Origin of the sequence: Cellvibrio mixtus subsp. mixtus J3-8 (assembly GCF_000766945.1) — a bacterium.
Lineage (GTDB): Bacteria > Pseudomonadota > Gammaproteobacteria > Pseudomonadales > Cellvibrionaceae > Cellvibrio > Cellvibrio mixtus_A.
In genome coordinates this window covers 140,796-165,291 of record NZ_KN266212.1, presented here as the reverse complement: position 1 = coordinate 165,291, position 24,496 = coordinate 140,796, and the positions used below count along the sequence as shown (strand labels likewise).

Here is a 24,496-nt window from a genome sequence, read left to right as displayed (position 1 = left end):
CCAAATCCGGCGAGAGAACCCCACCGGATTTGCCTGGAGGCCTTATATTAACCCGTCTTTGTGATGATTTCCCCGCTGCGGGGGGCAAAACTGCCGGCAACAGGCAGATAGAAGCGACCCATGTGCCGAATGGACAAACTATTACCCAAAAATGGTAACGGCGGTTATAACCGGGATTGAGCGGATAAAAAAATTATTTTTGTTCCTGTTGGCGGCGCAGCTGACTCAAATCATTCTTAACCCAATTCAATAGATCATCAGCGAAAAGCGGTTTGGAAAAATAATAACCTTGTACCAGATCTACACCCAAATCGTAGAGGATTTTGAAATCTTCTGCGGTCTCCACACCTTCCGCAACCGTAGTGAGATTCAGGTTTTTGGCCAGGTCGATGGTGCTCGCAAGAATGGTTCGCTGTTGTGGTCGGGCTGCAGCGCGATGAACCAGAGAGCGATCAATTTTTAATTCTGTGGCCGGCACGCGCGATAATTGCTGGGCGTTCGCAAAACCAGTGCCGTAATCATCAATAGCGATATGGAAACCTTTTAACCGCAAACGCGCGAGCGTACGTATCGCACTGGCCAATTCGCCCAATAAGGCATTCTCGGTCACTTCAAAGGTAATTTCGGCAGGCGCAATACCGTACTTTTCAGCCATCTTGCACAACCAATCTACCATGTCAGAATCGGCGAGCGACAATGGCGATAAATTAAATGCGAGATGGAAACGCAATCCATACTGTTGCCAGGTGCGTTTGTGTTTGAATGCTTCTTCTAATAAAAAATGCGTAAGCGCATCGATCATCCCGTGGCGTTCTGCCAATTCAATAAATACTACCGGCGATATCATGCCCTTGGCAGGATGGCGCCAGCGGGCCAATGCTTCTACGCCGCGCAATAATAATCCATGCACGGTCAACTTGGGCTGAAACGCAAGGGTTAATTCGTTGTTCGCCAACGCATGGCTGAGTTCCAGGGCGGTAACTTCTGTATCGTTTGATTTTTTTGGCTCTGCCGCCACTTTAGTGTCCTGGATAAAGCGCAACAAACTGCACTCCAGGGCATCAGGCAACAATGGTTTTTGAAAAGTTCCCAACACATGCAGACCATCAGCCTCGGCCATAGTGCCTACGCTGGCGATAAGAATAGGATCTTTTGCACTGAGGATAATGACACTGCTATTTAATTTTTTTTGCGCGATGGAGCGAATTAATTCCACCCCATCCATGATCGGCATTTCCAGGTCAATTAATACAACATCGACGCTGTTTGTATCCAACACGTCCAATGCATCGACACCATTGGCTGCATCAAATAAAGCTTGCACGCCCAGTTCCTGGCACAGGTCCATGGCGTACTGGCGCTGGGTGAGGCTGTCGTCAGTCACCAGCACGCTCAATTCGGAAATCACAGACTTCATGCCTTGCCTCCCAACACTGCCGGGATTTGCGACAATGGCATAATTTCTTTTGCGGCGCCCATGTTAATCGCTTCTTTGGGCATCCCAAATACAACACAGGATTGCTCATCCTGTGCAATAGTCCTGCAACCAACCTGGCGCATTTCCAATAGCCCGCGCGCGCCATCATCACCCATGCCGGTCATAATAATTCCCATGGCGTTGCGACCTGCGTAGCGCGCAGCCGAACGAAACAACACATCCACAGAAGGACAATGGCGATTCACACTCGGTCCGCGAAAAACCTTGGCAATATACTGGGCCCCCGAACGCTGTACCTCCAGGTGATGCCCGCCTGGTGCAATTAATACACGCCCGGGAATTAAACGATCACCGCTCTCCGCTTCTTTTACATCCACTTCACAGAGCCCATCAAGGCGTTTTGCAAACGCAGCGGTGAACTTTTCCGGCATGTGTTGCACCACAGCGATGCCCGGACAAGTACGCGGAATCTTACTAAGGATTTCTTCCAGCGCCTGGGTACCACCAGTCGATGTGCCGATGACAATAATAGTATCGGTAGTCGCCGTCATAGCGACCAGATCAGCCGCTGGTGCAGCAACCGCAGCCGGTTTTTTATCGGCTACCGATGCACGGCGCGATACATGGGCACCCGCTGCACCGCGTACGGTTTGCCACAACAAATGCTTGGCTTCGAGTAAAAAATCTTTCACACCCAATTGCGGTTTGGTGATGATATCAATGGCGCCGGCGGCCAATGCTTGCAACGTTAGCTCTGCACCTTTTTCGGCCAGCGAAGAACAAATAATTACCGGTGTTGGCCGCTCCTGCATTAATTGCCGCAAAAATGTCAGGCCATCCATGCGCGGCATTTCTATATCCAGCAACACCACATCCGGCCATTTTTTTTGCATCTGTTGCTGCGCAAATATGGGATCAGACGCAGTGGCATAGACACTGATATCCGGTGCCTCGTTGAGAACACCGCTCAGTACCTGGCGCACCACGGCTGAATCATCCACCACCAGCACATTAATAGTCATAGCATCTCAACTTCTACATAGGTTTGGCTTGTGCTTACACAAATTGGCTTGCGCGTGTTAATACTCACGCTGCGCGACTTCACCAAGTATTGTCGATAAGCGCGGCTTTTCAACAACTTAACCGGCATTCATTTGATAATGTTTTAGCTGGATTTCCCCGGTAGATATAATCAGCGTGAGGGAACGCGAAATCTTTCCACCGACATCCACATGCAATGGTTTTAATTTTTCGCGCATCAACCAATTGCGTGCAAATTGGATATTGTCTGTACCGATGGAAGTGGCAGTGATGTAAGCAAACATATCACCGCCACCAAACACGCCCAACTCAAATTCTGAAGGATTGGCAAACGACATCATCGCCAGTTTCATCTGCTCAAGGGCATTGGCCGCGTAGCGACAATCGCGTCCCGGTAATTTTTGCTCGGGCATTTTTGCCAGCAGATAATGGCAAAGCCCTCCCAGCCTCAGCTTCGGGTGCCAGGCAGTCAAAGCTACACAAGAGCCCAGCACGGTGTGCAAGCGCTCATATTCAGTACCGAAATACCACTCACCGGGATGAATACTGTGCAGCGGTTTTGATTCAGGAGCAGCAATCATTCATTAACGCCCGACCAGCCTGTAAATAGCCGGTTTTACAGGAACAAAGCGGTTACTGATTCCGTGCAGGCTCTCGGAGTGACCCACAAATAAAATGCCACCAGGATTCAGCTTGTCAGCAATCCGCTCCAGGATTTTGGTTTTGTTGTCATTTTCAAAATAAATTAAAACGTTGCGCAGGAATACCAGATCGAATTTCCCCAGATCAGGGAAATCTTCATGCAGGTTGAGCGTAAAAAACTGCACTGCCTGGCGCAATTCGGCAATCACCCTTACATTGCCAGTTTGCGGGCCAACACCTTTACGGCAAAAACGGCGCAAATATTCCGGCGGAATATTGCGCACGCGCATATCCGGGTATATCCCGATTTTCGCCTGCTCTACTACCGTACGATTTACATCGGAACACAGTAGTTCCCAATCGCAGTTGCAACGGTCTTTCAATACCATTGCAATACTGTAAGGTTCTTCACCGGTTGACGACGCTGCACTCCAAACCCGGAAACTATGGCCAGGGCGATAATTGGGCAGGATTTCATCCTGCAAATAATCAAAATGTTTTTGTTCGCGAAAAAAATACGTTTCGTTAGTAGTAATTAATTCCAGCGCTGTGCTTAATTCACCACGCCCCTGCGGACTTTGGATAAAACGATAATATTCACCAAAACCTTTTAAATCGCAGGCCTGCAACCGCTTCCACAAACGGTTGCTCAATAACGCTTTTTTTTGCACGGGCAAAAAAATACCCAGCTTTTGCTGAATGAGCTGCTGGAATAATTGGAACTCCTGATCAGTAGGAATTGGAGTTGCGTTATCCGCGGACATAATCACCATCACCCCTGCTGATCGTTATACATAATATTTTTATTCTGCTCATCATAAACACCGCGCGTCAGGTATAACGCACAAAATCCTTGTCAAGGTCATCGTCACTCGGTGTCGGTTTTGTTGCAGGTTTTTTTGCACGGGTTGGCGTAACAGGTTGTGCAGGCGTAGCGCGCGAACTACGTGCAAAATTGCTGCGGGAATCTTCAACAGACAATGTGAAATAACTCACTGCATCTTGCAGTCGCATCGCCTGTGAACTCAGTTCCTCCGAGGTTGAACTTAATTCTTCGGCAGCCGCTGCGTTTTGTTGCATGGTTTGGCTTACCTGGCCAATCGCGGCATTAATTTGATTAACTCCCGCTGTTTGCTCGGACGAAGCTGCGGAAATTTCCTGTACCAGATCAGCCGTTTTACGAATACTCGGCACCATTTCCTGCAAGAGTTTGCCCGCATTGTCGGCTTTGCTAACGGTCTCACCAGCCAGCGAACCAATTTCCTGTGCGGCGACCTGGCTGCGCTCAGCAAGCTTGCGCACTTCCGAGGCAACCACCGCAAAACCACGGCCGTGCTCGCCCGCGCGCCCTGCTTCAATCGCGGCGTTCAGCGCAAGCAAATTGGTTTGATAGGCAATGTCATCAATGACGCTGATACGATCCGCAATTTTCTGCATTGCCTCTACGGTGCTGGCAACAGCGCTGCCACCGGTTGCTGCATCTGCCGCCGCTTTTTGGGCCATGCCATCAGTGATACTGGCGTTTTCATTGTTTTGCATAATGGACGCTGACATTTGTTCCATTGATGCCGAGGTTTCCTCCACGCTCGCCGCTTGAACCGAGGCGCCTTTCGCCAGCGATTGCGCGGTTGCATTTACTTCCTCGGAAGCCGAAGCCAACGCATCAGCCGAACTGCGCACTTCCCCCAGCACTTGCGATAAGGACGTCGACATTTCCCGAATCGCCGCGAGCATGCTGGTAGTATCACCCGGCCTGGTGTTCACTTGCTGGGTTAAATCGCCACTGGCAATTTTGGCCACAACTGCCGCTGCGTAATCAGGTTCACCGCCAAGCTGGCGAAGCAGGTTGCGCGCAATGAAAAAACCGATTAGTGCAATAGCAAGTAGTGTAACGATAGAAATAATGATTGAAATTAATGCCGCTTTTGATTTGGTTGCCAATGCATTATTTTTGGCATTATCAGCCAATTCCATATTATACGCAGAGTGATTTTCCAATGCCGTAGCGAGAGCTCGTGCATCATCTCCGGATTTTTCCATTAATGCGAGCGCGGCATCGGTTTGGCCTTTTTTTGCAGCGGCGAGAATTTCCGGCAAGTGTCCTACAAAACTATCGAAGAATTTTTTATCGGCCGAAAACAGCTCCCGATCCTTATCCGAGGACAAATAGGTTTCATATTTTTTTAAACCATTGCGTGCATCGGCCATCGCTTTATTTAAGTCGATTTCCAGCTTTTCTATTTGCGTTTGATCCGTATTTAATACAAAGCGACTCAGGCGAATCCGGAAACGATAAACACTGCTTTGAATTTCCGCGAGCAAACTCATACTTGGTATAACATTTTCATTGCTGTAATTTGCTTGTTCAAACACAGTGTTAATTTGCACCTGGGCAGCGCCAGACAGAATAATTATTCCCAGCACCGCAGTAGCGACCAGCAATAGCATTTTTTTTGCAACAGTCATGTTTAGCTCCATTAAGATCTTTGATCACAAATTCCCGATACATTAATCAGGCAATTTTTATCAGTTAAAGCGTACAAAGTTATCATCCAGGTCATCACCACTGGCTACACGTTGTGCAGTGATTTTTTTAGGGCCAGGACCGGATGGTTTGGGTGATGTCGTGGAAGATGTTTTTTTAAATGAATTCTTAGCCGCTCCCGCGTGTAACTTGAAATAGGTCATCGATTCCTGCAGCCGGATTGCCTGCGCGCTCATCTCTTCGGAAGTCGAACTGAGTTCTTCCGATGCTGCGGCATTTTGTTGCAAGGTTTGGCTTACCTGGCCAATGGCTCCGTTAATTTGTGCAACGCCAGCGTTTTGTTCGGAAGAAGCGGCCGCAATTTCTTGTACCAGATCGGCAGTTTTGCGAATCGCTGGCACCATATTGTTAAGCATTGTTCCCGCTGTTTCAGCGCGTCTCACCGTATCTAATGCCAAGGTCCCGATTTCCTGTGCTGCAACCTGGCTGCGTTCGGCGAGTTTGCGAACTTCAGACGCTACAACAGCAAACCCGCGGCCATGTTCACCTGCACGCCCGGCTTCAATCGCCGCATTCAAGGCGAGCAAATTAGTTTGGTAAGCAATGTCATCAACCACACTGATACGCTCGGCAATTTTTTGCATGGCTTGCACTGTATTCATTACCGCTTCACCGCCAGTTGCGGCATCGTTCGCCGCTTTTTGAGCCATGCCATCGGTAATTTTTGCGTTCTCACTGTTTTGTGAAATAGATGCTGACATTTGTTCCATTGACGCAGACGTTTCTTCGACACTCGCCGCTTGTATCGACGCGCCTTTTGCCAGCGATTGCGCGGTTGCGTTCACTTCTTCCGAGGCCGATGACAAGGCGTCGGCCGAACTGCGCACATCGCCAATAATTTCAGCAAGTTGTTTGCGCATATTGGCCACACTGGCCAGCAATGAACTTTGGTCACCGTGCTTGAGCTGGATATCAATATTGAGATAACCATTGGCCACTTGCGACACTACATCAGCTGTATACGCAGGTTCGCCGCCAAGGGTTTTAAACATATCGCGAAAAATAATTACCATAGTCCCGATAATAGTGGCCGATGCGACAACACAAATGATGACCAGAATATTTACGGTCCTGTTATAAACGGCTTCGGTTTTGTTATCCGAATCATGCAAATACTGCTCAAAACCGGTTTTGGTTGCAGCGGCCAGCGCTTCCATCTGGGACGCTGTCTCGCGGTCCATTCCACTGACTTGTTTATCAACTGCTTTGCCGGTATTGGGTTGATCCTGTTCAAAATTGCTTAATGCATTACGGTAATTTTTTCCGAGGTTCGCATGCTCTGCCTGCAGTTTTTCAATCGCTTCCGTTGCAATGCCCTCTGCTTTTTGCAATGCCATCGCCTTGGACAAATGGTTTTGTACAGTTTTTTCGGCGAGGTTAAAACCATCGGCATATTTCACAAACTGTTCCGGTTCGTTACCGCGGATAAGGATATTTTTCCATTCCTGTACCTGGGTTTTAAACGTGATAGCGGAACCTTGAATCTCACCCAAAATATCCGCGCGACGCTGCACGTGCACATTGGTCTCATCAACAATTGCGTTGAACTGGCGAAGTTGTAAGTAGGCGGAGCCACCCAGCACACACAACCCTATAATAATCAGGGCGCTGAGCAACAATATTTTGGACCTCAAGGTTAAATTGGCTAACACGGTAACTCCCTCACAACAATAAATTAGGTTATTGCAACTGGGCTTCTACCAAATGCGCCAGCTCGCGGATGGACAAGGCATTATTTGCATCCAGCAATACCACAAATTCATCCTCGCGCTTGGCAATACCTTGAATAAACTCGGCGCGGATATTAGCTCCAAAAGATGGTGCATCTTCAATGTTTTCGTCATCCATTTCGATCACTTCACTGACGGCATCTGCAAGCAAACCCAGCACATGGTTTTGCTCATTGTTTTGCAACTCCACCACAATAATGCAGGTACGCTTTTGTACTTCAATGGACTTGCGCCCCAAGCGCACAGCCAAATCAATAACCGGCACGACTTCACCGCGCAAATTAATCACACCGCGCAAAAAATTTGGCATCAATGGGACTTCGGTAATGCCACTGTATTCAATAATTTCGCGGGTTTGCGACAACTCCAGGCCGTAATGCTCATTGCCAATACGAAACGTCAGGTATTGCTTGATCACTTCTGGGGAACCGGTCTTTTTTTGTTTACTTGCCTGATTCATTTATTCCTGCTCCTGGATGTTGACTGAAAAGGCATTGTTACGGAGATGTTCGCGGTTAATTGCAAAACTGATTAATTGCTGGATATCCAAAATCAGTGCAACCGCACCTGTGCCTAAAAGACTTGAACCGCCGATCCCCTTCAGCGCCTGGAAAATAGGGCCCATGGGCTTTACAACGGTTTGAATTTCACCGTGCAATTCATCGACAACAATGCCCGCACGTTTTTCACCAAATTGAACAACTACAATTTTTTCACGGCTGTGGTTACCCGGTTGCAACGAAAAAATTTCACGCAAGCGAATATAAGGAACCTGGTCGCCGCGCAGATTTACACAATTTTGCCCCTGCACATGATTCAGCGAATTTAAGTCCACACATTCGAGAATCGTATTTTGCGGCACAATAAAATCAATATTACCCGCCGTAACATGAAAGCCATCAATAATCGCCAGCGTAAGCGGCAAGCGAATACTCAAGCTCGTTCCCACCCCCATTTCACTTTCAATTTCAATACCGCCTTGCAGCTCTTCGATATTGCGTTTTACGACGTCCATGCCGACACCCCGCCCTGACAAGTTAGTCACTTGTTCGGCGGTTGATAAACCGGGATGGAAAATCAACTGGAACAATTCCTGCCGTGAAAGATGCACACCCTCTTCGATCAAACCATTAGTGATCGCTTTCTTGCGAATTTTTTCCACATCAAGGCCACCACCATCGTCGTGAATACCAATCACAATATTGCCTGCATCGTGGCGCGCAGTCAGTTTGATGGTACCGCTATCCGGCTTGTTACGCGCTTGCCGCACGGAAATGGATTCAATACCGTGATCCATTGCATTACGCACAATATGCATTAGCGGATCATTTAATTTTTCCACCATTGAACGGTCCAGCTCGGTCTCTGCACCTTCAATTTCCAATTCAATTTCTTTGTTAAGCGATTTGGCGGTATCGCGCACTACGCGTTTGAATTTCTGGAAGGTATCGCCAATTGGCACCATGCGTAGCGTAAGTGCCGCATCGCGAATTGCCTCGGTAAAATTCCCCATGGACGTTACCGCTTCAATCAGGGTTGGATTACCCATTTTGGACGCGAGCAAATCAACACGCTGGCGATTGATCACCAACTCGCCAATCAAATTAATTAATTTGTCCAAACGCTCGGCGTCAACACGAATAAACCGATTTTCAGGACTGGATTTTTTCTCGTTGTTTTTTTTCTGTTTATCCAATGCGGCATTGACAATTTCCGGGGCCACCGCCTGTTCTTCAATTAAAATATCGCCAAGCATGCCCACTTTACCAAGTGCTTTCGCCTGGTTTTTCTGGGTGGCTAATGCAGCCTCAAGCTCCTGATAAGTGATTGCATGGCTTTTCACCAGGATTTCACCAAGCCGCTGGGCATTTTCCGGCAATGACTGGATTAAATTAACAAAAGCATAGATATTACTGCGCGGTGGAATAATTTTGATTGAAGATTCTTCGCGCACAAACATAAACGCATCTTCAATTTGCTGCTGGCTGGCATTACTGCCCAAAGTAATTTCAAAACCCAGGTACAGTTGCTCCGGATCAAAATCATTAAACTCTGGCAGGTGTTCAGTAATAGTGGTGATGTGGGTGATTTCACCCAGCGTGCGTAAAAAACGCAAAATCGAAAACGGGTCCATGCCGTTGCGCAATAGATCCGGCCCAAAGCGCACCGAAATATGCCAGGAGTCGCGATCAGACGAGCCTCCCGTATTACCATCAAAAAAACCCGCGCTTGCATTGCTTTCTTGTTTGGCAATGACAGGTGCTGCCGCAACGCCAAGCCAGGGTTTTAATGCATCGAGTAACGCTTGCCCTTGTGCAAGGCAGGTTTCATCATTCGCGCGTTCGTGCATGGCATTTTCTACCAGTACGGCAATGTGATCCCGACAAGGTAATAAGATGCTGAGTAAATCGCCACTCACAGTGATTTTTTCATCGCGCGCGCGATCAAGCACATTTTCCACGATGTGAGTAAAACTCACGATATCGTTCAAACCAAATAAACCCGCAGAACCTTTAATGGTATGTGCTGCGCGAAAAATTTCATTGATGGTTTCCATATCCTTATCGCCTTCGTCCAGACGCAATAAGGCAGCCTCCATTGAATTCAATAAGTCCTCCGCCTCGGCGAAGAATGTCTGCAAGGCACCGTCAAGATTCATAGGGGTTTCCTTTAGCGAGCGAATTGACTATTCACATCCAGCGCGACCAGTACACTCTCTACTGATTCATTGCTTTTTGTGATAAATACGGACTTATGAATTGCGCTGAAAAATTTCTTTGCAAATAACAACAACTGCACGCCGGCGGTATCTATTTCGGTAACCGCATGTAAATCCAACGCAATTTTGTCGGCGAGCTTGTCGTAATCGGCAAATAATTCATCTTTCAATTGGCTGACGTTATAAATAGTCAGCTCACCTTCAAAAATAAGGGTGGAAGTATCCTTGCTTTTTTTGCGTTCGATTTTCATAGCGGCGCGGCCTTTAGATCAGCATCGAAACGGCCTGGAGCATTTGCTCGGGGCGAAAAGGTTTTACAATCCAGGCTTTCGCACCTGCGGCTTGCCCCTCGCGTTTTTTCTCTTCGGCACCCTCAGTAGTGAGCATGATTACGGGCGTAAATTTGTAATTGGCTTTTTGTTTCATTTCTTTCAAAAAGCTGATGCCGTCCATATTTGGCATGTTCACATCAGAAATCACCAGGTTAATTTTTTGGCCATCCAGTTTGGTTAACGCATCTTTGCCATCATTCGCCTCTACTACGGTATAACCGGCACCGCGCAACGCAATTCCCACTACTTGACGAACACTGGCAGAATCATCAACAACCAAAATAACTTTAGACATTCACTGCTCCTAAAAGAACGTAATTTCAGAATTGCTCGGCGTTTTAGAGTGATGCGATCCGTGATGCACATCCACTTGTTCGAGCGTGGTGTAGGTTTTTTGTATAGCGCGCAGCCATTCCTGAATATCAATGAGCGTCACTGATTCACCATGGCGCAAACGTGTTTCCTGATCAGCGACAGCGCCTACCAGTTTTTCCATATCATCGGTAACGTGACTCAGGATCTGGCTGACACGATCCTGGAATTGCAAATTCACCAATACTTCCTCCACGCTGGATTGCACCGCAGCGCTTTCTTGTTCAAGCACATGTGCAGATTGCAAAATGCTTTCACTGGAGTGCTGGAATTGCTCGAGGACCTGAGCGATAGAGCCTTCGGATTTACTCAAGCGATTACTGTCTTGCGCGGCGTATTCAGTGGTTCTATCCAAAGTGGTTTGCAAAGCGGAATTCACTTGCTCAATGCGTTTACCAATGCGCGCACCGGTTTCACCCGAGCGAGTAGACAAGGTGCGAACCTCATCAGCAACGACAGCGAAACCACGCCCATATTCGCCAGCGCGGGCCGCTTCGATTGCCGCGTTGAGCGCAAGCAAATTGGTTTGTGATGCAATGCCCGCAACCTCCGCACTCATGCCGCTAAGTTCGACGGTGATTTTTGATAAACCGGAAATTTCAGTCAGTAAATCATCGCGCTGCTCCATCGCCGCGCGCAGGGTTTGGGTGATTTGTCCGAGCTCAGCATTGGCAAATTGAATAACACCACCCAAACCTGTATCGCCTTTCATGCTGCTTGCGGTAGTTGAAGAGCTTGCAACCGCGGCTTGCAACCGCTGGTGGATTTCTGAAAAACGCCCCACCAGTTCAGTGATGCTTGACTCTAGTTGATGACGTGCCAGCTCGGTTTGGCGCTGCCAGGTGGGCAATAAGTCTTTTAATAATTGTTGGTAATTTTCCAGCAGGGTTTTGTAGGTTTGGGTTAGTTGCTGTTCGAACTGCGCACGCTTCAATTCTGCTTGCAGCGCCTCTACTTGCTTGAGGGCAGCCGATGCCTGTATCCAGGTAAAAATCGCCGCCGCAACTACTGCCAGTGCCAGTAGTAATTTCCAGACAAAGGAAAGCGAGCCACTGAAAATCGCCCCCAATGCCACTATGGCGATCACACCCACTGCAACACTTATTCCCAATAAGGATGTGTTTCCAGCCGTTGTCGGGGACGAATAGGATGCGGTTGAATTCCCGCTGGAATAGCTATTACTCATGGTTTATTCCGTCAATATCAATCGCAAAAACACAGGTTGTTGTGTAGGAATCCCTGCGCCAGTGCTCTCAGGAGGGTTCTCTAGGTATAGACGGGGATTAAGGAGGTGTCAAAAGCCCCCCGCTGAGTGAAATTACTCAGCTAACTCGCTGTAAATACAGGGATTCAGGGCGACGATCAGAGGAAAAAACTTAAATAAAAAAGCGCAAATTGATTTGGGATCAATTTGCGCTTTTTGGGGGGTAATGCGAACAGGTGTTAGAGGTAGCGGCTCCAGAGGACTTCGGATTTGGCGGTGGCACCAGAGCTTCCACCACTCATGTCAGGAATTTTTGTGGGGTCATAACCTTCCGGCAGGTTAGTTAAATCAACAGTGGTACTTTGCGTTAATTTATTTTTTTCATCCTCGTTTTGTTTCAAGCCAGCCGCAGAAATGTATCCATAGACGTGCGTACTCCCACCTGTTTCCAGAATATTTCCCGACACAATAGTACCGTAAATAGCGTTACTTGCTGCCAGATTGATATATCCACCGGTGTAAATATCTGCATCTGCGGGATTGTAACCACCCGCCAAAATGCCGATATTCCCCACGGGATTAGATACATATTTCCCTTCGACGCAATAATTAGTTGGATACTGACCTGAAAATGCCGCAGCAGCAGCAGTGTTTGCATATTCGAGTTTACAAACTGCATTTTTGGAAACACCAGAGTCTAGTTTCTCATAAGCTGCAGCGTAATTCAGTGCGTAAGAAACTACAGTGCCGGAAGTTGATACATCACCAGTAGCAATAATGGTGTTGTAGTAGGTCCCATTATTTAATACCACATCACCTTTAATCCAAACCACCCCGGGAACCAGGGTTTTACCACCAATAATGAATTTATCGCGTATTTTTTCCCCTTTGGCATCAATAGATGTGCCATCGGCAACAGTGAAGGAAATACAAGAGTTCTTATCACTTTCACCATAGCAGAATGCATGAACAGGAGTACTGGGGCTTTTGGCCGCACACAATTTACGGTCTGCGGTGAGGGTCTTACACAAAAACTCCCTATCGGTATCTGAGCCGCTTACAGGGCGCAAAAAATATGTTCCATCAGCCACATCATGTACACTTTTCACAGTGACCTGAGGCACGCCATCAGCATTAATTTCCAGTGCGTAATTCGCTTGAGAGCGCAACAACCACGCATTAACTTTAGGCTGATCTAATTTAACTTTGGGTATTTTGTCAGGAATAGTGATGTCCACCACAGGCATGTCCACCTTGGCTTTTTGAAACCAAGTAGGTTTGGGTGTAGTGTCCCAAGTGGGTTTACAGTCTTTAATTGTACCGCCAGCTTTAAGGTTTTCGTAGATTGTTGAGACGCCGGGAGGGCATGTAATATCACCTACGGCTTCGACGTTTTTAGTATCTACGTTATTCAGAGAAACATTGCCGCCTGATTTAATATTATTGACAGTTCCATTTGAATGAACAGTAACGCCACCAAGTGCAGTAATTTTATTAACAGTCGCACTACCACTATTTGTTACGTTTCCCTTTGAAACAACACCTGGAGAGCCAGTCATAGTCACACCACTAAGGGTTACATCACCTATCGATTTAATGAACTCAGTGATGTTTCCTCCAGATGTATTAGTTACCGTACCGCCAGCAGTAAGTCGCTTGTGATTGCTGCCGCCACGAGTAATGCTGATATTGCGACGCGCATTTATTTCATCAACACCACTGCCTCCAGAATCAACTGATCCATTAGCATTGATTTGTGTTACACCAGTTCCTCCGGTCATTTTGACATTACCGCAACAGGTATCATCCGTTGCATCAGGATCACCAAACGCGAAAACTTTTGTAGCACTTGCGCCACCGACGATCGTGACATTTTTTGCCCACAACTCTTCAACGCGAATATCTGATCCAACAGTTATATTGCCTGTCACAGCCATTTTTTTGAGCCCTGATCCGCCAATGCTAAGACTAGTTGCATTAAAGTCTCCATCGACATTAAAGCTCAACCCTGCATCAGGACTCTTGAGATCCATATGGCCACTCATCTCGAGATCGTTGTAAAAATCCAGTACCCCCGTCAACTCAAAGGGGTCAGCCGCTGCCCCCGGTACCACTTCATAAACCACCTCAACAGTTGATGAAGACTGTCCAGCTTCAGCCACCGCACTAACCAAAACCCTGATTTTATAATCGGTCTTGGAGGCAGCCGGTGGGACAACAGCCTTAACAACAGCTTTCTGTGTTAGGCCATTGACCCCCACTCCGCTGATAGTCCATTCATTATCTATGACCAAACCCGCCAGTTGGTCTGCCGTTAACGTACCCAACAGCTGGCGTACCGTCTCCACTGCCGCCCAAGCACCGGCCTGTGCATTAATCTGTGAATGCGCTACCAACTGACGCTCCTGGGTGTTGCGCATGGTATGCATGGTGCCGACTGACACTGCGACCAGGCCTACCCCCACCATTAAAATGACCAAAATAGTGGCCACACCAGATTGCTTGCGCTGACTCGCACGACGAACACCAATTCCTAATGCTGCTTTAATCGTTTTCATAGCGTCTGCTCGACATGTGGAAATTAAAGGTTGGATAAACAAAAATCATAGCGAAATGGCGCGTTAGGCCCTGCCGCTGTTGCATCAATTTTCTTAGCTGCAGTAATGGCTGCGTTGTCAGCGGTGATGGTTACCAGAGGATGTACCCCCTTGGTCCCCATGCCGTAAGGGAAACATGAAGCTGGCGCAACAGAATCAATAGTAATAACCGGTAAATCCACTGCAGTTGCATCCGATTTACGAAACTCGGCAAGCGGATTTATTTCGACTTTATCGGCATCATTCCAGCTAAATGAATTAAGCGCAGATGTTTCATCACAACCTGATGTGAGTTTGAGCAACACCAATTTGCGATGAGTACCCGCATCATTGTCTTCGATACGGAAACTTCTGCATTGAGCAGAACCATCTTTGAATCGCCAATAAAGAGTCTTGCCATCAACCAATTGCACATGCGTCGTGGTGGGGTCTTTTGCAATGCCATAGCCTGCACTTTGCAGCTCCAATTGCAAAGTAAGCATCGCCGATGCAATCTGGCCATCTTGCAAAGCATCACTACGTGCCTGTACTGAGGATTGCACGATATTTTTGTAAAGCAACATACCGGCGAGAATACTGATCATGGCCAGTAATAATCCCACCATCAAACTAATCAGTGATATGCCTTTTTGGAAGAGAAAAAACTGCTTATGGAGCGGTCGCATCACGCACCTCAACACCCCCGACACGTACTTTGTTAGTGTCGGTGCCGACCTCCAGAACTACAGGGCGCATACTCGATACCGTTTGTTTCACCATCGTAGTAGTACCGGTTTTTACATTAGTGATATCCATATTGACGTTGTTGCAACCTTTAACTACCACGGCAGTTTCTTCAGTTTGGCCCGGTAACTTTACTTTGGGATTAATACCTGCCGCACACAAATCTGCGCCGCCAAAAGTGCGATTCACCAACATACTGCGCATTTGATTTACCGTAATGTTATTCACTGCCTGCTGCTGTTGGGTATTTGCCATACGCGCTGTTGCATGCATTACACCGCCACCAATGACACTAAGGATTAGCAACCCAACAAGAGACTCAATCATCATCCCGCCTAATTGCGTGAATTTGGAGGCGCACTCAACAGGCGCTTTATGCAACTGCGATGATTTAGTAAAAACTGCGTTCATCACTATCAACTCCAGTGTGTCCAAATTTAAAATTCAGGTTAGTGCTGCATTCATTGCAATTGGCTGAGTCAGTTATCGCTAATCCTTTATTGTTAAAGCAGCTGCACGACCATGTTGATGGCGTATCGTCTTTATCTTTAAACGTTTTAACGGTAACAACATCAGACAGTTTTGCAGTCCACACAGGGGTCAAATCGCATTTAACTTCCTGGGTTGGGGTCGCGGGAACCACTACTTTGACTTCTGATGAGCTAAAACAAACCCTGCTCGCCGGTTTGTCGCCAGTCACGCGAGCGGTGTTGCGCAAGGCGGCAGCCTTTGCTCGACCGATAGCCTCTTCAACAGCTGATGCACCTTCGGAAACTTTTGCATCCTTCACCCAGGCAGAAGTAAATGGCGAAGCTGCAACCGCAATAAGTCCGATGATTAAAAGAACAATCATCAACTCAACTAAAGTCACGCCCTGCTGCTTCATAACCACGAACTACCAGGGTTATATGTGCAACCAGAGGTTGTACGCTCATTTTTATAGTTAAGGCTGATAGTACATCCCGTCTGGCGACCACTACCTACAGCAGAAATTTTGTAAACTGAAGCACTGCTCTCGTCAACCTTGAATTCAAAGTTGGAGGTACTTGTTGTCCACCCCTTGAAATACCCCTGAATACCCGCTTTATTTGCTTTTTCAGCCGCAGTCAACGTGGGATAAACCAGGGTGCGCTGATAGCGGTTTTCAAAGTTCAGGCTCAATGCCAGCAGGTCAGCCTGGGCTGAGCGAATTTCGCTTTTTGCGATATAACTGGTGTAGGCAGGAAAAGCGATAGCAGCAAGGATTGCCACAATAGCTACCGCGATCATAAGTTCGATCAACGTAAACGCACGCTGAAAACCAAACCTCCCCCTCATTGAGGTAATCGATTTCATCGTAAAACACCTCTAACACACATTGATTTTAGGTATAAAAAACTAATATCTATATTTTTTAGCTATTAAAAATAACAAAGCCTTCCGATAGCTGCCGGGATAAGCCTCAAAGCAGTACCTTCCATAGGTGACCGTGGTCCAAAATGAGTCGTGTAGTATTGCTTCTGGAGCGAAGCTATTTGTGTGGTATGGATTATTGTTTTTTTAAATGACTGCGCTGTCAGGTGTGCACTTAAACAAACTTTAACGACAAAGCCTTTAAATGCCAAGCGAATTTGCGATAACCAGTTCAAATTATATACCGAACGGCTTTTTAAGAAGATCTGCCAACTCCGTCGGGTGGAAATAGGCGACCTATAGAAAAAATCGTGATAAGGGGTTTTTACAAGAGGGTAGAAAGGAAACAGGAGGTAACAATCGCCGGCGGCCATAATTTAGCCGCCAGCATCGTCTATAAATCAACCCGTGTTGCGCATACCTGCGGCAATACCTGCCATGGTCACTTTAAGTGCACGCTCAAGGTCTGGACTGATGGTTTCACTGCTGCGATAGCGCTTGAGCAGCTCTGCCTGGAGGTAGTTCAACGGATCAACGTAAGGCTTGCGCACCTCCAGCGATTGACGCAGCATCGGATCATCTGCCAGCAGCGTATCCTGTTTCTTCATCTGGTTTATCAAGCCCTCAAGGGCTTTCAAATCACCGCGTAATTCCTGCCCCAAGCCACGGTATTCAACAGGCACCAACTGCTCTTCGTAATAGGTACAAATCGGACCATCCGCCTTGCCAATGACCATTTCCAAAAGATCGAGGAAGCTGGAAAAGAACGGCCAGTTGCTAACCATGTCCTGCAACAACGCCGGATCATTTTCCAATGCATATTCAAACGACTGGCGAGTACCTAACCAGGCCGGCAGATTCAAGCGGACTTGTGTCCAGGCGAATACCCAGGGAATTGCGCGCAAACTTTCTACGCCACCAGTGGATTTACGCTTGGCCGGGCGGCTGCCCAACGCCAAAAGGCTTAGCTCCTGCTCAGGTGTCAAATTACGGAAATAAGGCACGAAGTCTTTATGGCCACGCACAACACTGCGATAGGCTTCCAGACTGGCTTTACCCATGCGTTCAATCAGATCACGCCATTCATCTTTCGGTGCCGCGTTGGGCGACATAGTTGCGCGCAGGGTTGCCACGACATAGGAAGACAAGCTGCTGAACGCTACCCGTGGCAGACCGAATTTATAGCGAATCATCTCGCCTTGCTCGGTCACACGGATACGCCCTTTCACAGATCCCGGTGGTTGTGATGCCATCGCTTTCTCTACCGGGCCGCCACCGCGGCCAACAGTACCGCCACGACCATGGAACAGCACCAGAGACACATCAAACTTATCAGCCAGCGCCACCAGTTTTTCCTGCGCCTTATATTGCGCCCAGGTTGCGGCGAGCTTACCGGCGTCTTTCGCCGAATCCGAGTAGCCGATCATCACTGTCTGCTGATGAGCAGAATATTGCTGATACCACTCCAGGCCCCACAAGCGCTCCATCACAACCGGCGCACGATCAAGATCATCCAGAGTCTCAAACAACGGCACAATGGGCATGTTCCAGGTCATGCCACATTCTTTCAACAAGAGTGCAACAGCCAGCACATCCGAGGGTTGTTGGGCCATGGAAATAATGTAGTGGGACAGAATCTCGCGCGGTTCTTGCGCGACTACACGGCAAGTCGCCAATACTTCAGCAGTTTCATCACTCACCGGCCATACCGATGGTAACAACGGACGCTTACTGGTTAATGATTCCAACAGAAATGCCTGACGCTCTTCTTCGGACCATGCACGATAATCACCCAGGCCGAGGTATTGCACCAATTCATCAATAGCTTGTACGTGGCGATCACCATCCTGGCGAATATCCAGCGGCACCAGGTTAATGCCGAAACAGTGGATACGGCGAATAGTGTCAACCAACGGGCCATTGGCGATATGTGGTAACCCCACTTCGTTCAACGAACGGAAACACAGCATTAACGGCGACAACAAATCTTCGCGGCTGGTGATCAGATCCGCAGGCACTTCCACCGCACGCCCCTGTAAGCGGGCTTCAGCCCACTCCAGCGTGGACTGGATGCGACGACGCAAATCGTACATCGCATCGCGATAAGGAGTAGCACTGTCCGGATAGCGTGCGCGCAATTCGTCGCTCGCTTCGCTCATACTCAGATCACCACCAAGGCTATAAATATCGCGCGAGTAAAGTTCGGCCGCCATCCAGCGGCCCAGCAACAATACTTCGCGGGTAATTTTGTGAGTCACATTGGGGTTGCCGTCGCGGTCGCCACCCATCCAGGAATAAAACTTGATGGGGCGAATATCTACCGGCAGGGATTCCCCCAAATGACGGGTACACATACGGTCCAGATGGCGGATAAAGTCAGGAACCGCTTGCCACAAGCTGTTCTCGATAACTGCAAAGCCCCATTTGGCTTCGTCAACAGCGGTAGGACGGGTAGTACGGATTTCGTCAGTAGACCAGATTTCCTCGACCAAACGGTGCAGGCGGCCACGTAATTTATCCTGCTCAAAGGTCAGTAAGCTACCGTTCTGGCGATCGGCAAGGGTATCTACGATTTGATCATATTTGCGAATCAGGGTGCGGCGGGTCACCTCGGTCGGGTGAGCGGTCAAAACCAGCTCGATACGCAATTTATTGATAATTTCAGTTAATGCACTTTTGCCATGAACCCGGGAAAACTCCTGGATCATGGTCTGCAAGCTGTCCTCGCGCTCGGCTTCGGCACTGGAGAAGTACTCCTGGTCCGCAATATTGGCCAGGTTAAGGAATTGGTTGAACGCTCGTACAATCGGCAGGATGTCCTGGTCATTCAAACTGCTCAGCATCGCAACCAACGGTGCAGAGTCACCATTTTCAGCCTTGGTAATTGCCTTACCTAATTTGCGAATACCTTCGACCTTGGAAAACAGCGCTTCGCCTTCGTGGGCGTGAATTGTTTCACCCAGAAGTTCCCCTAGCAGGCGGACGTTTTCGCGCAGGGTTTCAGGCAGCTTTAACATTAGGCTTCTCCAACAAATCGAGGGATTAAAAAACGCACAAGCGAATCACCAAAAGAGGGCGGCATTCTACGCCATCACTCAAGGCAAGAGGTAGAAAATGACGATTGGATCACTATCAACCAGACCAATACATGCCCAAACCTTTAGTGGGTGCTCGCATCATTTAGGATTATTCGGGCTTTTTGGGCGGGCGCGCAGATTACATAAGGTGCACGGATCTATGCAAGCGCACCGATGCAATGCACCCCCATCAAGATGATAAAAATCGTAAATTTAATGCCACTTTCACCTTTCCAACAGCAGATTTACCCGCCGCAGCCAGATTTCCGCCACATTTATCCAAATATTACTTATCTGGAAAGATTTAGGCGGTTAAGCGATAGAGATGATTCAGCAAATACTATGCCCGATAGTATTTACCGATTTAACCGGATGCAGAGTGAGACTATCCACAGAAGCTGTGGATAACTCTGTGGATGTCATTTTGGTAACCAGCCCTGCCCCAGCAATGGCTTGCATTGCCGAAGCCTGCTCAATTCATGGTCGCACCTCAACCCGGGTTAACGCTCCCGGGTATTAATATCATCGGGAATACGCTCTGCCGGGTTTTGGGGCGACTTTTGATCCTGACCTTCAACATAGTCGATTTTTTGTACCTGGTTACCCTGTTCCGTCGCCTTCAACGGATGATCAGGATTGTTAATAAAGAGCTCGTCGGTTTGCTCGCCGCCCGTTTGGCGACGCTGAAGGTGATGCTGATATCGGGTTTGTGTACTAGTTGACATCTGCCCTACTCCTAAAAAAAACATTCATCTTTTAGGAAACAACTAAAAAGATTAAGTTCACATTTAATGGCTTGGTTTTCCAACGCTAATGAATTAGTTATTTCTATTGCAGTAATGCAATGCTGAATGACGCATAAATTTCCATTCAAACAAGTGCGTTTTTTTTCATCGTAAAGTCGAACGCTAAAACCCCGGAAAAGCGAAAAGTCAGACTGGTGTTTTAAATTGAGCATCGTAGACTCAACGCCCGAATAAAATTTTTATTGTTAAATTTTATTCTTTCAAAAATATCAAATCCTTTTTGATAAATGCCATCGACATATCAACATTGATAAATGTGGAGAGTGAAAGTGAGAATAATGAATAATCCTTCTGTTGTTGCCCGTGTTAAAACATTTAGCGCTGTAAGTTTATCGGCGTTAATAGGTTCTGCTGCGTTATTGAGCGCGGTAGAAGTTAGTGCACACGGTTATGTTTCGAGCCCTAAAAGCCGTGCATTCCTGTGTACATCCGCTCAAGGCGGTGGTAGCTCGGCAGCGTGTATTGCAGCTTCAGCTGCAGGTAACTCAAGCCAGTATGAACCACAATCCATCGGCATTGGTGGTGCTAACGACAATCACCAGAACCTGATTCCCGATGGCAAATTGTGTGGCGCCAATATCGGTAGCATGAATGGCTTAAACCTCGCGCGTAATGATTGGAGTGCGACTACTGTTAGCGCAGGTCCACGTGCATTTATCTGGACCAACACTGCTGCACACAAAACCAAGTACTTCCGTTACTACATTACCAAACAAGGTTTTAATCCCGGCGCAGCACCATTGAAATGGTCTGACCTGGAGCAAATCCATCAATCAGCACCTGCAGATCGTGAAACAACTTCTACTCATATTGTGAACCTGCCGCAGCGTACTGGCCGTCATATTGTTTACAGTATTTGGCAGCGTGATCCAGTGGCTGATGCGCCGGAAGCGTTCTATCAATGTATTGATGTAATCTACGGCACACCAACCAGTTCATCGTCTATTGCGTCGTCTGCTGTTGTAACATCGAGCTCTTCTACCGGGACAACATCAAGCGCATCAAATAATACGTGCGCGGGCTTGCCGGTATGGAATGCAACTACTGCGTATAACAACCCGCAGCAAGTTCAATACAATAACAGACGTTACTCTGCTAACTATTGGACCCAGGGTAACAACCCTGCTGAAACCTCTGGCGCCTATAACTATTGGCTGGATTTAGGTGCATGTACTGACAATGGTTCGAGTGCATCATCCGTTGTTGTCTCAACAAGTTCATCACCACTTTCAACCAGTAGTGCACGTTCATCATCTTCTGCACCTGCTACTGGCAATTGCACATCACCTGCGTTTGTCAACGGCGCAAGTTATGCGAATAATGCATTGGTACAAAATGGTGGTAGCGAGTACCGTTGTACTGTGAGCGGCTGGTGTTCACAAGGCGGCGCTTATGCACCGGGTACCGGTTGGGCATGGAATAATGCCTGGACATTAGTACGCAGCTGTCAGTAATGGATATGCAAAATTAATAGGAAAATGTAATCAGGGAACAGATTAACACCTAAAAAACGGCAACCCTGGTTGCCGTTTTTTAATTTACAGGCACATCGTCGCCAAACGAAAAACTGAACTTTATTTTACGCCTGCCAACCAATTCATATGGCGACAGTTAAAATATACCTGCTGCTTTTTATCGCAATCGCAACACCAATATAGAAATGCTAACGAGGAATAACGAATGGCTGGAGGTTGGGCAAAAGACGGGGCTGTCCAGGACCAAATAGATGCAAGTATTGATGACGCCGTCCAACAAGCGCGCAGCCGTATTCCTGCCGGAGAAAGCCTGACCCGTTGCGAGGAATGCGATGCACCTATTCCGGAAGGGCGTCGCCTGGCAATCCGCGGTGTGCGGTTATGTATTAAATGCCAGGAAGAACGCGACAAAGAAGAAACCACTCACTCACCCATCAATCGTCGCGGCAGCAAAGATAGCCAATTACGTTAACACATACGTTTAAAAACCATCAGTGTAAAAATTTGTATTTTTGTGACTGACCTTCGCGCAAAAATTCTGCCTAAAAAATTCTTTCAAGAAAAAATCACCCCAAACAAATTCAGCCGACAAAATTTTTTCCAATACGACTTTTAATCTTCTTTTTGTCACAGGCCTGGCTGATGATCGCCAGGCTCAATGCTGTTTGGTTCGAGCAAATTTGGTATCAGATGAGTCATTAATGTGAACAATGGAGAGCAATATGAAGTACACCATTCGCAAACTGTTTGCAAAAATCAGGCATGCACACACGGCGATGAAAAAAATGTGCGCCAGGAAAATGCTATTTCAATTAACCAGTGTGTTAATAACGACCGTTTTTGCAGCAGGCGCACTGGCACAAACACAAACGGATATATTGGGTTTTGAATCAACACAACACTGGTCTGCCAGCTCGGGCACATTGGCAAACACCAATGTGCATTCACAAGGCAACTCTGCTATTGCCATCAATAATTTTTCCTACACCCAGTTAAGTTCTGTACCACTGGCAACGCTTTCAAATGTTTCACAGGAATTTGAAATTGATGTTCAGCTTCCCGCAGTATTCTCCTGGGGCCAAGTACAACTTTCTGTTTCCAGTCCAACACTGGGGCTTTACAGCGCCTGGGTTGGTTCCGCCAATCTTGCAAACTTATCCGCAAATACATTTCATAAATTATCCATTCCAATTCCCGCTAATATTGAAACTGCATTGAAGCAAAACTATTCGGATCTGGTGATCAAACTGGTATTAAGCGTCCCCAATACCAATAGCGCTATTGTGGTAGATAATTTACGTTTTTCGGGTCAGCCTGTAAGTGGTTGCCAAAGCAATATCAATTTAATCATTAGCGTAGAAGGGGTATTTAATAACAACACGTTAAATAACCTGGCATGTACATTCCATACAGTGTATCCGCAATTATTTGCACGTTTTAATACCAGCGCCCCACAAACTGTTTATCTGGATATACGCGACATAGACCCACCAGCCTACGCTGGCGGTGATCGCATTACCGTTAAAAGACAATGGATGCTCGATAACCCGCATGACACCGATATTATGGTTCACGAAGGCATGCATATTATTCAGGCTTATTCATTTGGAAATGTTCCGGGCTGGCTAACCGAAGGCATTGCTGATTTTGTGCGTGATGAATATGGGTTGAGTAACCTCGGTTGGTCATTGCAACAATATCGCTACGGCCAACATTACAGTAACGGATATGGAGTAGCAGCGAGCTTTTTGCAATGGATTGATACGAATTACGCGGGTGGTGGAAGTTCACGCGTGGATCAATTGGATCAACTGCTACGTAGCGGGCAATACACCAACGATATCTGGGTGCAATGGACCGGCCATGATGTAGATCACTTGTGGTATTTCTATTCCGTTGAAAAAGGCGCGCTCTATGGCGAACAACCGGCACCACTGCCAGCAACACAAGGTATTACGGTATTCGAACACGCTAACTTTGAAGGTTTTGGGTTGAAACTCGATGTCGGGAATTACACACCCAATGATTTAATTGTGCGCGGTGCACCGGGTTCATGGTTTGATCCCAACAGCGCAAATTCAGGTGTATCTTCCGTTAAAGTGCCCACTGGTTATCGCGTCACTTTATTTACCAGCACTGATCTTTCCGGTACCGGTGTCCAATACACATCCGACGTCTCATTTGTCGGTGCGTTGAATGACAATATCCATTCTATTCGCGTTGAACTCGCTCCATAGAAATATGTCACTGTGCAGTTATGGGCCAAGCTCATAACTGCTTTTTACCAGATACAGCAATTCGCTATGAATACTAATTATCTACAAAATCTGCTGCCTCAAAACGACAACGACCTGTTTGCACTGTATTAAAAAAAATAGCACCAGCGATTGATGAATATCTGAA

The 24,496-nt window shown here is 47.4% G+C and carries 21 protein-coding genes; 3 read left to right on the top strand and 18 right to left on the bottom strand.

The window, feature by feature from the left end; translation table 11 throughout:
- Positions 1 to 193 precede the first annotated feature (193 nt).
- The 18 genes from A596_RS17975 to A596_RS17890 all read right to left on the bottom strand — a co-directional run bounded on the left by A596_RS17975 (position 194) and on the right by A596_RS17890 (position 20,537).
- The gene (locus tag A596_RS17975) at positions 194 to 1,417 is read right to left on the bottom strand and encodes an EAL domain-containing response regulator (protein ID WP_039917374.1); all 1,224 of its coding nucleotides are present in this window, start codon (positions 1,415 to 1,417) and stop codon (positions 194 to 196) included.
- Positions 1,414 to 2,460, bottom strand: a complete 1,047-nt coding sequence (locus A596_RS17970; RefSeq protein ID WP_039917371.1) for a protein-glutamate methylesterase/protein-glutamine glutaminase — start codon at positions 2,458 to 2,460, stop codon at positions 1,414 to 1,416. Before A596_RS17970 ends, A596_RS17975 begins: the two co-directional genes overlap by 4 nt.
- A 117-nt stretch (positions 2,461 to 2,577) precedes the next feature.
- A complete protein-coding gene (locus tag A596_RS17965) occupies positions 2,578 to 3,060 on the bottom strand; it encodes a chemotaxis protein CheD (protein ID WP_039917368.1) in 483 nt (160 codons plus the stop codon).
- 3 nt (positions 3,061 to 3,063) lie between these two features.
- On the bottom strand, positions 3,064 to 3,885 hold the full coding sequence (locus tag A596_RS17960) for a CheR family methyltransferase (protein WP_052417659.1): 822 nt from the start codon (positions 3,883 to 3,885) through the stop codon (positions 3,064 to 3,066).
- 67 nt (positions 3,886 to 3,952) lie between these two features.
- Positions 3,953 to 5,587, bottom strand: a complete 1,635-nt coding sequence (locus A596_RS17955; RefSeq protein WP_235425774.1) for a methyl-accepting chemotaxis protein — start codon at positions 5,585 to 5,587, stop codon at positions 3,953 to 3,955.
- Between the two features lie 60 nt (positions 5,588 to 5,647).
- A complete protein-coding gene (locus A596_RS17950; RefSeq protein ID WP_039917364.1) occupies positions 5,648 to 7,318 on the bottom strand; it encodes a methyl-accepting chemotaxis protein in 1,671 nt (556 codons plus the stop codon).
- 28 nt (positions 7,319 to 7,346) lie between these two features.
- Positions 7,347 to 7,856: a chemotaxis protein CheW gene (locus A596_RS17945; RefSeq protein ID WP_039917363.1), complete on the bottom strand. Its 510-nt coding sequence runs from the start codon at positions 7,854 to 7,856 to the stop codon at positions 7,347 to 7,349.
- Positions 7,857 to 10,055: a chemotaxis protein CheA gene (locus A596_RS17940; protein WP_039917361.1), complete on the bottom strand. Its 2,199-nt coding sequence runs from the start codon at positions 10,053 to 10,055 to the stop codon at positions 7,857 to 7,859.
- A gap of 11 nt (positions 10,056 to 10,066) precedes the next feature.
- On the bottom strand, positions 10,067 to 10,366 hold the full coding sequence (locus tag A596_RS17935; RefSeq protein ID WP_039917358.1) for an STAS domain-containing protein: 300 nt from the start codon (positions 10,364 to 10,366) through the stop codon (positions 10,067 to 10,069).
- Between the two features lie 13 nt (positions 10,367 to 10,379).
- Complete coding sequence (locus A596_RS17930; protein WP_039917356.1) at positions 10,380 to 10,742, bottom strand: response regulator; 363 nt, start codon at positions 10,740 to 10,742, stop codon at positions 10,380 to 10,382.
- A 9-nt stretch (positions 10,743 to 10,751) separates the two neighbouring features.
- Positions 10,752 to 12,005 (bottom strand): methyl-accepting chemotaxis protein, encoded by a 1,254-nt coding sequence (locus tag A596_RS23815; protein WP_039917355.1) that lies wholly within the window; start codon positions 12,003 to 12,005, stop codon positions 10,752 to 10,754.
- A 257-nt stretch (positions 12,006 to 12,262) separates the two neighbouring features.
- Positions 12,263 to 14,581, bottom strand: coding sequence for a hypothetical protein (locus A596_RS17920; protein ID WP_039917354.1), 2,319 nt, complete (start codon positions 14,579 to 14,581; stop codon positions 12,263 to 12,265).
- A gap of 23 nt (positions 14,582 to 14,604) precedes the next feature.
- On the bottom strand, positions 14,605 to 15,285 hold the full coding sequence (locus tag A596_RS17915) for a PilW family protein (protein WP_052417658.1): 681 nt from the start codon (positions 15,283 to 15,285) through the stop codon (positions 14,605 to 14,607).
- Complete coding sequence (locus tag A596_RS22300; RefSeq protein ID WP_052417657.1) at positions 15,269 to 15,754, bottom strand: PilV family protein; 486 nt, start codon at positions 15,752 to 15,754, stop codon at positions 15,269 to 15,271. Before A596_RS22300 ends, A596_RS17915 begins: the two co-directional genes overlap by 17 nt.
- Entirely contained in the window at positions 15,735 to 16,229 is a 495-nt protein-coding gene (locus A596_RS17905) for a prepilin-type N-terminal cleavage/methylation domain-containing protein (protein WP_039917351.1), read from the bottom strand. Before A596_RS17905 ends, A596_RS22300 begins: the two co-directional genes overlap by 20 nt.
- The gene (locus tag A596_RS17900; protein ID WP_052417656.1) at positions 16,226 to 16,678 is read right to left on the bottom strand and encodes a type IV pilin protein; all 453 of its coding nucleotides are present in this window, start codon (positions 16,676 to 16,678) and stop codon (positions 16,226 to 16,228) included. Before A596_RS17900 ends, A596_RS17905 begins: the two co-directional genes overlap by 4 nt.
- A gap of 458 nt (positions 16,679 to 17,136) precedes the next feature.
- Positions 17,137 to 19,752, bottom strand: coding sequence for a phosphoenolpyruvate carboxylase (ppc, locus tag A596_RS17895; RefSeq protein ID WP_039917349.1), 2,616 nt, complete (start codon positions 19,750 to 19,752; stop codon positions 17,137 to 17,139).
- Between the two features lie 560 nt (positions 19,753 to 20,312).
- Positions 20,313 to 20,537, bottom strand: coding sequence for a hypothetical protein (locus A596_RS17890; protein ID WP_039917346.1), 225 nt, complete (start codon positions 20,535 to 20,537; stop codon positions 20,313 to 20,315).
- 359 nt (positions 20,538 to 20,896) lie between these two features.
- Here A596_RS17890 and A596_RS17885 point away from each other — a divergent pair, with 359 nt between their 5' ends.
- The 3 genes from A596_RS17885 (at position 20,897) to A596_RS22295 (ending at position 24,330) form a co-directional block, all read left to right on the top strand.
- Positions 20,897 to 22,072 (top strand): lytic polysaccharide monooxygenase, encoded by a 1,176-nt coding sequence (locus A596_RS17885; protein WP_052417655.1) that lies wholly within the window; start codon positions 20,897 to 20,899, stop codon positions 22,070 to 22,072.
- A 226-nt stretch (positions 22,073 to 22,298) separates the two neighbouring features.
- The gene (locus tag A596_RS17880) at positions 22,299 to 22,565 is read left to right on the top strand and encodes a DksA/TraR family C4-type zinc finger protein (protein ID WP_039917344.1); all 267 of its coding nucleotides are present in this window, start codon (positions 22,299 to 22,301) and stop codon (positions 22,563 to 22,565) included.
- Positions 22,566 to 22,815: 250 nt separating this feature from the next.
- The gene (locus A596_RS22295) at positions 22,816 to 24,330 is read left to right on the top strand and encodes a basic secretory protein-like protein (protein WP_052417654.1); all 1,515 of its coding nucleotides are present in this window, start codon (positions 22,816 to 22,818) and stop codon (positions 24,328 to 24,330) included.
- The last annotated feature ends 166 nt before the right edge of the window (positions 24,331 to 24,496 follow it).

Coding starts and splice junctions, on each gene's coding strand:
- A596_RS17885 (WP_052417655.1), top strand. CDS start 20,897: ATGAATAATCCTTCTGTTGTTGCCCGTGTTAAAACATTTAGCGCTGTA.
- A596_RS17970 (WP_039917371.1), bottom strand. CDS start 2,460: ATGACTATTAATGTGCTGGTGGTGGATGATTCAGCCGTGGTGCGCCAG.
- A596_RS17930 (WP_039917356.1), bottom strand. CDS start 10,742: ATGTCTAAAGTTATTTTGGTTGTTGATGATTCTGCCAGTGTTCGTCAA.
- A596_RS22300 (WP_052417657.1), bottom strand. CDS start 15,754: ATGAACGCAGTTTTTACTAAATCATCGCAGTTGCATAAAGCGCCTGTT.
- A596_RS23815 (WP_039917355.1), bottom strand. CDS start 12,005: ATGAGTAATAGCTATTCCAGCGGGAATTCAACCGCATCCTATTCGTCC.
- A596_RS17975 (WP_039917374.1), bottom strand. CDS start 1,417: ATGAAGTCTGTGATTTCCGAATTGAGCGTGCTGGTGACTGACGACAGC.
- A596_RS17880 (WP_039917344.1), top strand. CDS start 22,299: ATGGCTGGAGGTTGGGCAAAAGACGGGGCTGTCCAGGACCAAATAGAT.
- A596_RS17965 (WP_039917368.1), bottom strand. CDS start 3,060: ATGATTGCTGCTCCTGAATCAAAACCGCTGCACAGTATTCATCCCGGT.
- A596_RS17955 (WP_235425774.1), bottom strand. CDS start 5,587: ATGACTGTTGCAAAAAAAATGCTATTGCTGGTCGCTACTGCGGTGCTG.
- A596_RS17935 (WP_039917358.1), bottom strand. CDS start 10,366: ATGAAAATCGAACGCAAAAAAAGCAAGGATACTTCCACCCTTATTTTT.
- A596_RS17940 (WP_039917361.1), bottom strand. CDS start 10,055: ATGAATCTTGACGGTGCCTTGCAGACATTCTTCGCCGAGGCGGAGGAC.
- A596_RS17900 (WP_052417656.1), bottom strand. CDS start 16,678: ATGAAATCGATTACCTCAATGAGGGGGAGGTTTGGTTTTCAGCGTGCG.
- ppc (WP_039917349.1), bottom strand. CDS start 19,752: ATGTTAAAGCTGCCTGAAACCCTGCGCGAAAACGTCCGCCTGCTAGGG.
- A596_RS17915 (WP_052417658.1), bottom strand. CDS start 15,285: ATGCGACCGCTCCATAAGCAGTTTTTTCTCTTCCAAAAAGGCATATCA.
- A596_RS17905 (WP_039917351.1), bottom strand. CDS start 16,229: ATGAAGCAGCAGGGCGTGACTTTAGTTGAGTTGATGATTGTTCTTTTA.
- A596_RS17945 (WP_039917363.1), bottom strand. CDS start 7,856: ATGAATCAGGCAAGTAAACAAAAAAAGACCGGTTCCCCAGAAGTGATC.
- A596_RS17890 (WP_039917346.1), bottom strand. CDS start 20,537: ATGTCAACTAGTACACAAACCCGATATCAGCATCACCTTCAGCGTCGC.
- A596_RS17920 (WP_039917354.1), bottom strand. CDS start 14,581: ATGAAAACGATTAAAGCAGCATTAGGAATTGGTGTTCGTCGTGCGAGT.
- A596_RS17960 (WP_052417659.1), bottom strand. CDS start 3,885: ATGTCCGCGGATAACGCAACTCCAATTCCTACTGATCAGGAGTTCCAA.
- A596_RS22295 (WP_052417654.1), top strand. CDS start 22,816: ATGAAGTACACCATTCGCAAACTGTTTGCAAAAATCAGGCATGCACAC.